Origin of the sequence: Cellvibrio sp. KY-GH-1, from assembly GCF_008806975.1 — a bacterium.
Lineage (GTDB): Bacteria > Pseudomonadota > Gammaproteobacteria > Pseudomonadales > Cellvibrionaceae > Cellvibrio.
Map to the genome: position 1 here is coordinate 4,297,340 of NZ_CP031728.1, position 13,209 is coordinate 4,310,548.

At 51.8% G+C, this 13,209-nt stretch carries 9 protein-coding genes; 3 read left to right on the top strand and 6 right to left on the bottom strand.

Annotated features, from left to right (window positions below):
• Positions 1-28: 28 nt before the first annotated feature.
• From D0C16_RS18125 to ubiE, 6 genes are all read right to left on the bottom strand, one after another.
• A complete protein-coding gene (locus tag D0C16_RS18125; protein ID WP_151033662.1) occupies positions 29-1,075 on the bottom strand; it encodes a UDP-glucose--hexose-1-phosphate uridylyltransferase in 1,047 nt (348 codons plus the stop codon).
• 131 nt (positions 1,076-1,206) lie between these two features.
• Positions 1,207-3,945, bottom strand: a complete 2,739-nt coding sequence (locus D0C16_RS18130; protein ID WP_151033663.1) for an ATP-binding protein — start codon at positions 3,943-3,945, stop codon at positions 1,207-1,209.
• A gap of 13 nt (positions 3,946-3,958) precedes the next feature.
• The gene (locus tag D0C16_RS18135) at positions 3,959-5,776 is read right to left on the bottom strand and encodes a bifunctional diguanylate cyclase/phosphodiesterase (protein WP_151033664.1); all 1,818 of its coding nucleotides are present in this window, start codon (positions 5,774-5,776) and stop codon (positions 3,959-3,961) included.
• Between the two features lie 143 nt (positions 5,777-5,919).
• Positions 5,920-7,560, bottom strand: coding sequence for a ubiquinone biosynthesis regulatory protein kinase UbiB (ubiB, locus tag D0C16_RS18140; RefSeq protein ID WP_151033665.1), 1,641 nt, complete (start codon positions 7,558-7,560; stop codon positions 5,920-5,922).
• 193 nt (positions 7,561-7,753) lie between these two features.
• On the bottom strand, positions 7,754-8,362 hold the full coding sequence (locus D0C16_RS18145; RefSeq protein WP_151033666.1) for an SCP2 domain-containing protein: 609 nt from the start codon (positions 8,360-8,362) through the stop codon (positions 7,754-7,756).
• Positions 8,363-8,383: 21 nt separating this feature from the next.
• Positions 8,384-9,133 carry a bifunctional demethylmenaquinone methyltransferase/2-methoxy-6-polyprenyl-1,4-benzoquinol methylase UbiE gene (gene ubiE, locus D0C16_RS18150; RefSeq protein ID WP_151033667.1) on the bottom strand — a complete coding sequence of 250 codons (750 nt, stop codon included), beginning with the start codon at positions 9,131-9,133 and terminating at the stop codon, positions 8,384-8,386.
• Positions 9,134-9,306: 173 nt separating this feature from the next.
• On the opposite strand from ubiE, the gene D0C16_RS18155 reads away from it, so the two are divergent.
• The 3 genes from D0C16_RS18155 (at position 9,307) to D0C16_RS18165 (ending at position 13,177) form a co-directional block, all read left to right on the top strand.
• Positions 9,307-9,831, top strand: a complete 525-nt coding sequence (locus D0C16_RS18155; protein ID WP_191968540.1) for a helicase — start codon at positions 9,307-9,309, stop codon at positions 9,829-9,831.
• A gap of 157 nt (positions 9,832-9,988) precedes the next feature.
• Complete coding sequence (locus tag D0C16_RS18160) at positions 9,989-10,699, top strand: hypothetical protein (RefSeq protein ID WP_151033668.1); 711 nt, start codon at positions 9,989-9,991, stop codon at positions 10,697-10,699.
• Positions 10,700-10,924: 225 nt separating this feature from the next.
• Positions 10,925-13,177, top strand: a complete 2,253-nt coding sequence (locus D0C16_RS18165) for an arginine/lysine/ornithine decarboxylase (protein WP_151033669.1) — start codon at positions 10,925-10,927, stop codon at positions 13,175-13,177.
• Positions 13,178-13,209 lie beyond the last annotated feature (32 nt).

Consider the following 13,209-nt stretch of genomic DNA (forward strand, 5'->3'; position numbering starts at 1 on the left):
GCCTTATTTTTTGTTTTCGTTGTTGTGACTATTTGTTTTTAAAGTGAACCGGGCTCTGCTCACGTAAACGCGCGGCGGCCTGTTCGGGGGAAATATCGCGCTGGGGTTCACCCAACATTTCGTAACCCACCATGAATTTGCGCACGCTGGCTGAGCGCAATAGCGGTGGATAAAAATGCGCATGCAACTGCCAGTGCTCACGCTCATCCTGCTTATAGGGCGCGCCGTGCCAGCCCATGGAATAAGGAAAGGAGCACTCGAACAGATTGTCGTAGCGCGCCGTCAGGTCGCGCAGGATCTGGCCGAGGCTGAGTTGTTGCGACTCGCTCAACTCGGTGATGCGCGCCAGTTTGTGCTTGGGCAGCAGCAGGGTTTCGAATGGCCAAGCGGCCCAGAAGGGGACAACGACCAGCCAGTCTTCATTCTCCACAACGACACGCTCGCCATTGGCGGACTCTTTATGGGCGTAATCCAGCAGTAATGACTGGCCGTGTTTGGCCAGGAATACACGTTGTTGCTCATCTTCTTTGGCAACCAGTGTAGGAACATGGTCTTGCGCCCAGACTTGCCCGTGCGGGTGTGGATTGGAGCAACCCATCACCGCTCCCTTGTTTTCAAAGATTTGCACGCTCGCATATCGTTGGCCTAAATCGGCTGCTTCACGCATCCAGGTAGCGATTACCGCTTGCATCTCTTCATCGGATAACAGCGGCAAGGTTTTGCTGTGATCGGGTGAAAAGCAGATGACGCGGCTGGTGCCCTGCTCGGACTGGATTTGAAATAGTGGGTCGCTAATGGCCGGTGCTGCGGGCACTTCCGGCATGAGCGCGGCAAAGTCGTTGGTAAAGACAAAGGTCGTTTTATAGTCGGGGTTGCGCTCGCCGCCAATACGCTCATTGCCCGCGCACAAATAACACTTGGGGTCGTGAGTTGGGCTATCTGGCCATTGGTTCAGCTCCTGCTGGCCCTGCCAGGGGCGCTTGGTTCTATGGGGTGAAACCAGCAACCACTCCCCAGTTAAGGGGTTAAAGCGGCGATGGGGGTGGTCGTTGACCGAAAAGCTGGAATCTGACACGGTTGACTCGCAATAAATATGATAATTAATATTTATGGATAATTTAACGTATCATTACTAAAAAAGCAATTGGCTTGGCGATTCGGGAGGGGATTTTACGTTTCTTGTCGAAGGGCTGGTTAGCGCACAGCTTAAGCGCTTTCGCCGAGCCAGATATGCACCAATTTCTCAATCCGCTCCAGATCATATTGGCGCAGCGCATTTAGCAACTGTTGCTGGCGCTGATGCCCCAGTTGGGCAGAGGTAAGGGCGAGGATGATTTTCTTGCTACTGCTCATATCGCCGCTGGCCGCATGGCGCGCCAGTGCTTCCAGTTCTGGTTTGATATCGGCGATATTCGCCTGGATTTCATCGTGATGTATCTCCGGTGGCGTTGGCGTTTCCGTCTCACCCACAAACCGAACCCCGGTAAAACGGCGCAGGGCGTTGAAGATGTCCTCAAAAACATAGGGCTTACCGATAAAGTCCTGGAAACCCTCGGCCAAATAAAACGCGCGTTCATGTTCCAGGCTGGAGGCAGAGACGGCCACAATTGGGGTGGTTTGATAACCGGGTTGGGCGCGCAGCCGGCGGAGCATCTCCAGGCCATTAATACCGGGCATGCGAATGTCGGTAAAAATAATATCGAAGCTATGGCTGGCACACTGCAATAGGCCTTCGTGTCCATCGCGCGCAAACAGGGTTTCACAGCCGATCTGCCGCAACAAATCGACCAGTATCTCACCGCTTGCCGGGTCGTCTTCGACTACCAGTGTCCGGCAATGGCTGCCCGGTTCCAAATGATGCATTGCCTTCTGTGGCTGTTGCTCAAGCACAATATTTTGGCTGGCTAGTGGCAATATCAAATAAGCCAGGGTGCCCTGCCCCAATACGCTGGATAATTGCAGGCTGCCACCCATGCCCTCCGCTAAATGGCGCGATAGCGCCAGGCCCAGGCCGGTGCCGCCCGCATCTTCCCCGGCCTGCCCTTGTTTAAAGGCAGCAAACAAATCGGCCATTTCTTTTTCGGCGATGCCGGGGCCGGTATCGCCAATGACAAATTCAATTTTGTTTTCGGCAAGCGGCATGACTTGCAGGCTGACGCTGCCTTGTGGGGTAAATTTAATCGCGTTGCCAAGCAGGTTTAATAAAATCTGGCCAATTTTTTGGCGATCGCCCTGCACGATATAAGGCGCGGGCAAATCAATCTGGGTGATCAGTTGCAAGCCCTTGGTAGTGGCGCGCTCGTGCATGATGGTTTGTATGTCCACCACCTCCTGATACAAATCAAAATAATCGCGGCGCAAATTCAACACGCCGGATTCTATTTTGGAGAGATCGAGAATATCGTTAATCAGGCCGAGCAAGCGTTGGCTGGACGTCAGAATTAATGCGAGCCGCTCGCGCTGGTTGCCAGTAAATTTTTCATCGCGCATCAGCAATTGGGTGTAGCCGAGCACGGCGTTCAGTGGTGTGCGGATTTCGTGACTCATATTGGCGAGAAAACGGCTTTTTGCGCGCGTTGCTTCCTCCGCCGTTTCTTTAGCAATAGATAATTGTTGTTCCGCTTCTTTTTGTGCAGCTATATCGCGCCCGATTCCCAAAATACCAATCGGATTACCCAGTTCATCGCGTACGGCAACTTTGGATATATCGAGTAGATAGTCGGTTTGGCCGTCAATGTGAATATGTTGTTCGTATCTATGTAATTGTGAATTTTTTAACGCGAGTTGATCGTTAAAGCGGAATGCCTCTGAGAGTTCGCGCTGTACTAATTGTTCCTCGGTATTGCCCACTACTTGATGTTCATCTTTGCCGAGCATGCGTGCAAACGCTTTGTTGCAGCTGATGTAAACGCCTTCGAGATTTTTAAACCAAATGGGATCGGGAATGTTATCCAACAGGCTGCGCAGGTGTTGTTCGCGCTCCTTCAACGCCGCCTGCGATGCCTGCAATTGCTCCTGGGTTTGCTGACGCTGCACAATTTCGTTCAGCAGCCAATCGTTAGCGGCGCGCAGTGCTTCTGTGTGGGATGCGACTTCCTGTTCGAGTTTTTGCTGGATCTGATGAAATAAATCATCATTTTTTTGGCGTGCGCGTAAATAGGCAGTGAGTAAACCAATCAGGGTTAAGCCGATTCCCAATGCCGATAATTGTAACCAGCTGGGTAAATACCAGGGTCTGGCCAGATTTGCTTGCGCGAGTAAATGATAGGATTCGCTGCGTTCCAGGTAGCCAATAGCAGAAACTAAAAACAACACCAGCCCCACGCCGGCACACAACAATAAAAATGCCTGTGCATGAGTGTTGTTGTGGCGAATGCGCGGAATTAGCAACCAGGCAAGTACTGACGTAACTACCAACATGCCGATGCTGTCGCCAACCCACCAAAAGGTCCAACTTTTAAAGAGTTCGCTGTCCGGTACTATGCCCAGATAATGTAATGCGTTGGTGCCTGTGCTGGAGGAAATGCCGCAGCAGAGAAAAACACTGCCAATAAAATAGAGTGCGCGTCGCAGGTTAATTAACTGATTGCGACTAAATAATCCGCGATTAATGCGCGCGATTAATCCGCTTTGCAGCACATCGGCACTGCTCATGAGCAGCGCCAAACTCACGCTGCTAAACGTAAAGCCAACATTGGGCCCCATATTCATCAATAAGCTCGCGCTGCAAGAGCCGATAAACACACCCGGCGCCACGCGCAAACCAAATAATAAAAATCCAAACAGGGCCAAGCCAGCCGCGGGCCAAACTAAGGTGACATTAGAGGTGAGTGAGCTGTACATCATGCCGAACTGGGCGAGGTAAAAATAGCCCAGCGCAAAGGCGAGGTTTAACAGCGGCAGTTTGGCAAAAAAATAGAGCTTGTTGCGCGCGAGATTCACCACGAAAAAAACTCCATCAGGCGAGGTAACGTTCCAATGCCTGGGAACTCAACTCTTCGGGTTTGTGGTGGTGGTAGCCTTGCCCCCAGTGAACGCCAAGCGTATATAACTGTTTGGCAACTTCGGCCGTTTCCACAAATTCAGCGATGACTTCTTTATCGAGCGAGACAGCCATTTCGATAATGGACTTCACCATGGCGTAGTGTGAAGGGTCTACATCCATATCGCGCACAAAAATACCATCGATTTTAATTTTATCGAATGCCAGTTGATGCAAGTAAGCATAGGACGCAAAACCGCTGCCGAAATCATCCAGCGCAAAGTGACAGCCAAAATCGCGCAGTGTCTGCATAAACTGCCGCGCAGAATCTATATTGACGATGGCTTGGGTTTCAGTAATTTCAAAGCAGAACTTATGCGCGGGTATCTGGTGTTGCTGGAAACTGTTGATAATAAATTGCGCCAATTGAGTTTCACGAATTGAAATTGCAGAGAGGTTAATCGAAATCAAATCCATTTTTTCCAGCAATTGGGGATGTTGGGAAAATAAGCCCAACACATGGTTGATCATCCATTTATCCAACTCTGGAATTAAATGCAAACGCTCGGCCGGGCCGATAAATTCTCCCGGTGAAACCATACGTCGGGTCTGTGGATCCCATAATCTGAGCAGCACTTCCAAACGGTAAGACGATGAATATTTTTGTGTGCTGTCGGGAAAGTATTCCAATAATTGGAAATAGGCGCGAAACAGCTGGTTTTGCAGTGCATCCACCAAGCGCGATGCCCAATTGATATTGTCCTTGTGCAAATTGCTACGCTTGGTTGCCTCTTCCAAACTGAACACAGCGCCGCGCGCATCGCGTTTGGCGACGAAAATTACTTCATCGGCGGCGAGCATCACCTGGTCGTAACTGACCATGGCGCGACTAAGCGGCAGTGCTGCAATGGAGGCCGCCAATTTGAACTGGCGGTCTTCCCACTGAAAATTAAATTGCTCCAGGTGCTTGAGGATGGTCTGGGCCAAATCCATCCCTTTATCGTACTCGGCACCCTGGGTGACTACCACAAAGCGATCACCGCCTAAGCGCGCAAAGAAATCCTCGCGCGTTAACAGGCCAGCAACGCTATCGGCAAACTGGCGCAGCAACTCGTCGCCGGCGATACAACCACAGCTTTCGTTAATCAAACGGAAGCGGTCGATATCGATCAGTAAAAACGTTGCGCTGATATTTTCCAGTTGGATGCGCGCCAGCAATTCGGAAACATGGGCCTCAAGGGCGTTGCGGTTGTGCAGGCGCGTTACAAAATCATGAGTAGCGAGATAATTGAGACGGTCTTGCATATAGCGCCGCTCGTTAATTTCCTCGCGCAGTTGGCGGTTGGCGATGGTAAGTTCGGCGGTGCGTTCACGCACCTTGGATTCCAACTCGCGATTGAAGGATTTCAACTCCGCCAGCATCGACTGGCGTTCGAGTTGATGACGCACCCGCGCGCGCACTTCATCGCCGTTAATTGGCTTGGTGATGTAATCCGCACCGCCCACGCGAAAACCCTGGCTGATATCGTCAGCGCGAGCGGTAACAAAAATAATGGGAATTTCAGTGGTGGCCAAATCGGCCTTGAGGCGAGTGCATACTTCAAAGCCGTTCATATCCGGCATCATGACATCGAGCAACACCAGATCCGGCAGGCGACGCCCGGCCAGCTCCAGTGCGCGTTCACCCGAGGTTGCTACCAACAGTTCGCAGTCCAAATCTTCAAGAATTCCACTGAGGACATCCAGATTTTCGGGGGTATCATCCACCAGCAGGATACGCGGCACACTCGACATAACAAAAACATCCCTCGCTATCGTTGTCTTCGGACTATAGCAGAAGGAAAAGGAATAGCTACGCGCCGTTTATGAAGATTTGTTTAGTGCCAAATGCATTTATCGGATTCGCGCTATATCGAAGAAAAAACGCGAATAAAGCGTTACTTTCGGAACCACACCGCCAATAAACCAATCGCAATGAGCGCGATAGTCGAAGGCGATAAATCGGTAAATAACCAGTCGCGCAACACGGCTGACCCCTGAGTATCGCGGTAGAGGAAATAGGCGGCGCTACCGAAGGCGACCAGGGCGATGAGCTTGCGACGGCCGTGATGATGTTTGCGGACTTTGCGCTCGGTCAGTTCGTGGGTGAGCAGGTCCAGGCGCTGGGACATCTGCGGCAACTGTTGCAGGCTGTTGAAAATCAAATCCGGCACCTGCGGGAATTTTTCCATCCAGTCGGGTGCGGTGCGTTTGAGTTCGCGCCAGAGGTTTTTGGGGTGGAAACGGTTCTTAAGCCAGCGCTCCAAGTAAGGATGCGCGGTAGCCCAGAGATCCAGATCCGGGTACAACTGACGACCAAGGCCTTCAATGTTGAGCAGGGTTTTTTGCAATAACACCAGCTGCGGTTGCACTTCCATTTCAAAACGACGTGCAGTGCGGAACAGGGTCAGCAATACATTGGCAAAGGAAATTTCTTTCAGCGGTTTTTCAAAGATGGGCTCGCACACAGTGCGAATCGCCGCCTCCAATTCTTCCACGCGCACATAGCTGGGCACCCACCCGCTTTTCACGTGCAATTCTGCAACTTGGCGATAATCGCGGCGGAACATGGCGAGCAGGTTGCGCGCTAAATAATATTGATCTTCGCGCGTGAGCGAACCAACGATGGCCATATCCACGGCGATATATTGTGGCATTTGCGGATTTTGCGTGGCGACAAAAATATTGCCCGGGTGCATATCGGCGTGAAAGAAGTTGTGATCAAACACCTGGGTGAAAAAAATCTCTACGCCGCGCTCGGCCAGTTTTTTCAGGTTGGTATTTTGCGCATTGAGTGCCGGCATATCGGTCACGGGAATCCCGTAGATGCGCTCCATTACCAACACGTTATGGCGAGTGTAATCCCAGTAAACTTCGGGCACATACAGCAGGGGCGAATTTAAAAAGTTGCGCCGCAGTTGTGAGCCGTTGGCCGCTTCGCGCTGTAAATCCAGTTCATCGAAAATGGTGGTGCGATAATCTTCGACAATTTCCACCGGGTGCAGGCGCTTGCCGTCCAGGGTGTTGTTTTCCACCCAGCGGGCGACACGCAATAACAGTTCTATATCCTGCGCGATGACTTTTTCAATACCGGGGCGAATGACTTTGATGACGACATCGCGGCCATCTTTTAAAGTCGCGGTATGTACTTGCGCAACCGATGCAGAGGCGAGAGGCGCCGTGTCATAGCTGGCAAATACCTCAGCCACTTTCGCGCCGAGCGATTGCTCCACAATGCGCTGGAAAACCTCGTTGGAAAAAGGCGCAACATTGTCTTGCAGGTGATTGAGTTCGCTGACTATATCGTCGGGCACCAGATCCGGGCGTGTAGAAAGCAGTTGGCCGAATTTTACAAAAATGGGACCAAGGTCTTCGCAAGCGCGCCGCAGGCATTCACCGCGAGAAAGCTTAGGCGTTGGAAACAGGCGAAAGAAAATTAATAACAGGCGCGCGGCAAACGGCAGATTGTCGGGCAGCAGTTTATCCAAACGATAACGGGCAAACACACGCAGGATTGTTAATAAGCGGAAAAAGACCATTGCAAACTCAATTCTCATTGTTGTTGTAGGTTGGGGCGGGGCGCGTAGCCTGAGCGCAGCGAACCCCAACATTACTTAATCGCACAACACGATGAATTCCTTTCATGAAGACGAATTGGATTAGGTTTTTTTAGCGATTTATCGGCGTTGCTTTGTTGGGGTTCGTTCCTCAGGCTACGCGCCCCGCCCCAACCTACGGTTTGCGCTCCGCAAGCAGTTTTTCTACGCGCGCGGCCGCGCGGTCGACCGCTAACCGCAATTCATCTACTTGTTGATGGAAATCATCCAGCTCAGGTTTGGATACCAGTGCCTGATATTCTTCAGTGAGAAATTCTTTGCCCAGACGTGCAGCTGTTTGCGCACGATCCTTGGCCCAGCCGAATTTTGCGCGAATAATTTGTGCGGTCTGGTGGCCGATAATATCGCCGGTAAATTGGCTGAGCATATCTTCCCAATCAATATCCAGGTGCTTCAGTAACTGTTGCAAATCTGCCAAGAGCGTCAAATCGCCCATAGCGGTCACGCCCGAATATTTCAGGTTGTGAATTTCGGTGGTAGATAATTGCAGCAATGCCATCAGCGAACCACTTAGTTGCGTATCGACTTCGCCATCCCAATTTGCCATCAACTCGATTTCTTCATCCAGCGGCATCACAAATAAATTTATTGCGACTGGCGCCGTGATATTGACCGCGAGGATTTTACCCGAGAGGCGCGCGAGTTTCAGGCGTGTGGCCGGGTCATAGCGCAGCGCGGTGTTGATAATTTTTTCCGCGCTGGCGAGGGCTGCAGTGATCAGCATGGGCAGTAGCTTCCCGATGGATTAGGGCTTGATGCCTTTGTGCAACGCGACTATGCCACCGGTCATGTTATGGAATTCGGTGCGCACAAATCCGGCGTTATCCATCATCTCTTTCAGGGTTTGTTGATCCGGGTGCATACGAATGGATTCAGCCAGGTAGCGATAACTTTCAGCATCGTTGGTCACCAACTTGCCCATAAACGGCAGTACTTTGAATGAGTAGGTATCGTAGACCTTGCTCAACAAATCGCTCTGGGGTTTGGAGAATTCCAATACCAGCAAACGGCCGCCGGGCTTGAGTACACGCAGCATGGAGCGCAGCGCCAAGTCTTTATCGGTCACATTGCGCAGGCCGAAGGCGATGGTGATGCAATCAAAGGTGTTATCGGGGAACGGCAGGTATTGTGCATCGCACTGGGCGAAGCCGATATTGCCGGCAATGCCGCGATCAATTAAACGGTCGCGGCCCACGCCGAGCATGGATGCATTGATATCGGCGAGAATAACTTGCCCGCTCGCGCCCACGCGCTTGGCAAACTGATAGCTCAAATCGCCGGTGCCGCCGGCGATGTCCAACACCTTGTGGCCGGCACGCACGCCGGAGGCTTCAATGGTAAAGCGCTTCCACAGGCGATGAATGCCGCCGGACATCAAATCATTCATCAAATCATATTTGGCAGCGACGGAATGGAATACCTCAGCGACGCGCTCGGCTTTTTCTTCGACCGGAACTTGCTGAAAGCCAAAATGGGTGGTTTTTTTATCGTTCATAGGGGCTACCAAATAGGGGCGTCCAAATAAGGGCTACCAAAAAGAGCTATCAACGCTGGATACAACAATGTTGAGCGGGCGCTCGCTGGATGTGGGCGGCATTGTACAATGCCTGCCTGTTTCTCACACCCCAAAAATCCCGCAAGATGCGGCGGGTTTCACAGGAGTTGCTTGTGCGTAGCGCGCTTGTCGTTGTTGGTTTGTTATTTGCGGTGGCTCCGGCCTTGGCGGATGGTCTAAAACCCTTTACTACCGATGGCTGCTCGGTGTGGATAGATGGCCCGCCGGATCGCCCTAACCTTTGGCGGCATTGCTGTGTCGCGCATGACCTGGCCTATTGGATTGGCGGTACCCGTACAGAGCGTAAACAAGCCGATCAAGTATTGAAGCAATGTATTAAAGATGCCGAACAACCCTTAATTGCTGATCCAACCTACCATGGGGTGCGCTTGGGCGGCGGCCCTTACTGGCCCTCAACTTACCGCTGGGGTTATGGATGGGATTTTTTCAGTGGCAGCAGATTGGGTGGTCGCTGGGTGCGCGGTTACCAGCGGCCAAGCGCGGCAGAGCAGGCGCAAATCGATCTGCTAAAACCGGCTGCACTGCTGCTGATCGAGGAGGATGCGCGCCGGTATCCGGCCGATGCTGCACCCCATTCAATGACCCGCAGTAGTAACGCCAATATGCTGCGCTTTTAAGTGGTACCAGGTGGCGATTCGCTCTTGGCGCCAGACGCCACGGCGGCGCGTGCATCAGCGCACACATAGGATCAAACCAGCGTGCTTGAATAGTCGCCGGACTATCAACGTTCGATTTCCTATTAACCTGTTGGGGGTTTACCCCAAGGATGTGGCTATGCGTATTTTCCAGTATTGGGTTAAACGTTTTCTGGCTATCGTTTCATTGGTTATTTCGGTGCCGGCATCGGCGTATTTGGAATTCACTTACACGAGTCCCGAGCTTCCGCTAACGGCTGCATTTATGGACGGGTATCCTTGGGATATCGCTGATATTGGTTTGATGCCGGTTGGTTTCAGTGTCTCCTTCAAAACCCCTGAGCAAGATTTATCGCGCAAACCGATTACCCATTTCTTCATGGATGACTTTACGTTCTCGTTTAGATCAGAACACGACTTACTCTATTACCCCTTGCGCCTTAGTCCCGCGTCCTACGGGCGAGTTAGCCTTAATCGCAAGGGAGAAATTCTCGGTTGGAATTTAATGATCACCATTACCGAGCTGATTACTCCCGATACGAATATGTGGGCTTATCGCAATATAAACCATCGGGTCGATATCAAATCGCAAAGCGGTACGGGCATGTGTAATTGCGATGTGTTTACCAATAGATTCCACCCAACCACCTGGCACGGCCATTGGATACAACTGGTTCTGCTCCAGTTTGATTATTCCGCAGCCAATGATGTGGGCAGTTGGACCATAGAAAAGGTACCTGTGCCTGAGCCGCGCATGACCTTGTTTTTGGTGATTGGAATCTTGGAGCTGCTCTGGTATCGCCGCGCTCAGCGCGGAGCTAGCGCCGGCGTCCAGACTGCCGCCGGCTAATCGACGCCGGTTTTTGATATTTCAGGGTAAACAGACACGAAAATATGTTTGAACGCCACTAACTAGATTACAATCACGCTCCCGGTTTGCCGGGAGCAATTTTTTTGAAACAGCGCCCGGTTATCTTGGTCTACCCTTCAGGTACGCCAGCCTGGCGATTCACACCACCCAGAGGCGGTCACGTCGGCAAGTGTTAACTCCAGCCAACTTTTTAATGGAGACCCCATGAAATTTCGTTTTCCCATTGTCATCATCGATGAAGACTTCCGTTCCGAGAACACCTCGGGTTCCGGCATTCGCGCCCTTGCCGATGCCATAGAGCAGGAAAATTGGGAGGTGCTCGGTGTCACCAGCTATGGTGATTTGTCGCAATTTGCGCAACAACAATCCCGTGCATCCGCTTTTATTCTATCGATTGACGACGAGGAATTTGGTACCGGTTCTCAAGAAGAGACTGACCACGCCCTAAAAGCCCTGCGTGCGTTTGTGGAAGAGATTCGCTACAAAAACGCGGATATCCCGATTTATCTCTACGGTGAAACCCGCACCTCACGCCATATCCCCAACGATATCTTGCGCGAGCTGCACGGCTTCATTCATATGTTTGAAGACACGCCCGAATTCGTGGCGCGCCATATTATTCGCGAAGCCAAATCCTACCTTGATGGTTTGGCTCCACCGTTTTTCCGCGCTCTGGTTCATTATGCGCAAGACGGTTCTTACTCCTGGCACTGCCCCGGTCACTCCGGCGGTGTAGCTTTTTTGAAATCGCCGATCGGCCAGATGTTCCACCAATTCTTCGGCGAGCGCATGCTGCGCGCCGACGTGTGTAACGCGGTGGAAGAGTTGGGCCAATTGTTGGATCACACCGGCCCAATCGCCGCCTCCGAACGCAATGCCGCGCGTATTTTTAATGCCGACCACTGCTACTTTGTAACCAACGGAACCTCCACCTCCAACAAAATGGTGTGGCACTCAACCGTAGCGCCGGGCGATATTGTTGTGGTTGACCGCAACTGCCACAAATCGATTCTGCACTCGATCATTATGTGCGGTGCGATTCCGGTATTCCTGATGCCGACGCGCAACAACCTCGGCATTATCGGCCCGATTCCGCTGGAAGAATTCACCCCCGAAAGCATCGAGCGCAAAATTCAGGCGAACCCGTTTGCGCGCGAAGCCAAAAACAAAAAGCCGCGTATCCTCACTATCACCCAATCGACTTACGACGGTGTGCTCTACAACGTAGAGACGCTGAAAAATATGCTTGATGGGAAAATTGATACGCTGCATTTCGATGAAGCCTGGTTGCCGCACGCCACCTTCCACGAGTTCTATCAAGACATGCACGCGATTGGCAAAGATCGTCCGCGCGCGAAAGAGTCGATGATTTTCTCCACCCAATCCACGCACAAATTGCTCGCTGGCTTATCCCAGGCATCGCAAGTGTTGGTGCGTGAATCGGAAAAAGTAAAACTGGATCAGGATGCGTTTAACGAAGCTTACCTGATGCACACCTCCACCTCGCCGCAATACTCCATTATCGCGTCCTGCGATATCGCCGCAGCCATGATGGAAGCGCCCGGCGGTCATGCGCTGGTAGAAGAATCGATTCTGGAAGCGCTGGATTTCCGCCGCGCCATGAAAAAAGTGGACGAAGAGTGGGGCCAGGATTGGTGGTTCCAGGTCTGGGGTCCGGATGAATTCGCGGAAGACGGTGTTGGCGATCGCGAAGACTGGGTATTGCGCAGCGATGACAATTGGCACGGCTTCGGCAAACTCGCGCCTAACTTCAACATGCTCGACCCGATCAAAGCCACTATCGTAAACCCCGGTTTGTCAGTGAATGGCCAATTCAGCGAGACCGGTATTCCCGCATCGATTGTGACCAAATACTTGGCGGAGAACGGCGTAATTATCGAGAAGTGCGGCCTCTATTCGTTCTTCATTATGTTCACCATCGGCATCACCAAAGGCCGTTGGAATACTCTGGTGGCGGCGCTGCAACAATTTAAAGATGACTACGACAAAAACCAGCCGATGTGGCGAATCATGCCTGAGTTTGCACAAGCCAACCCGCGCTACGAGCGCATGGGCCTGCGCGATCTTTGCCTGCAGATCCACGATTTCTACAAGGCTTACGACGTAGCGCGTTTGACCACTGAAATGTATTTGTCGGATATGCAACCGGCGATGAAGCCTTCCGACGCCTTTGCCAAAATGGCGCACCGCGAAATCGAACGCGTGCCTATCGATCAACTCGAAGGTCGCATTACCTCGATTTTGTTAACGCCATACCCGCCGGGAATTCCACTGTTAATTCCAGGCGAGCGCTTTAACAAAACCATCGTGGACTATTTGAAATTCGCGCGCGATTTCAACGAGAAGTTCCCTGGTTTTGAAACCGACGTTCACGGCCTGGTGAAGCGCGAAGTGGATGGCAAAAAAGACTACTATGTAGACTGCGTTAAACAATAAAGCTGCCGTTCATGAACAGGATGTTATAAATT

Coding starts and splice junctions, on each gene's coding strand:
- D0C16_RS18135 (WP_151033664.1), bottom strand. CDS start 5,776: ATGTCGAGTGTGCCGCGTATCCTGCTGGTGGATGATACCCCCGAAAAT.
- ubiB (WP_151033665.1), bottom strand. CDS start 7,560: ATGGTCTTTTTCCGCTTATTAACAATCCTGCGTGTGTTTGCCCGTTAT.
- D0C16_RS18145 (WP_151033666.1), bottom strand. CDS start 8,362: ATGCTGATCACTGCAGCCCTCGCCAGCGCGGAAAAAATTATCAACACC.
- ubiE (WP_151033667.1), bottom strand. CDS start 9,133: ATGAACGATAAAAAAACCACCCATTTTGGCTTTCAGCAAGTTCCGGTC.
- D0C16_RS18160 (WP_151033668.1), top strand. CDS start 9,989: ATGCGTATTTTCCAGTATTGGGTTAAACGTTTTCTGGCTATCGTTTCA.
- D0C16_RS18165 (WP_151033669.1), top strand. CDS start 10,925: ATGAAATTTCGTTTTCCCATTGTCATCATCGATGAAGACTTCCGTTCC.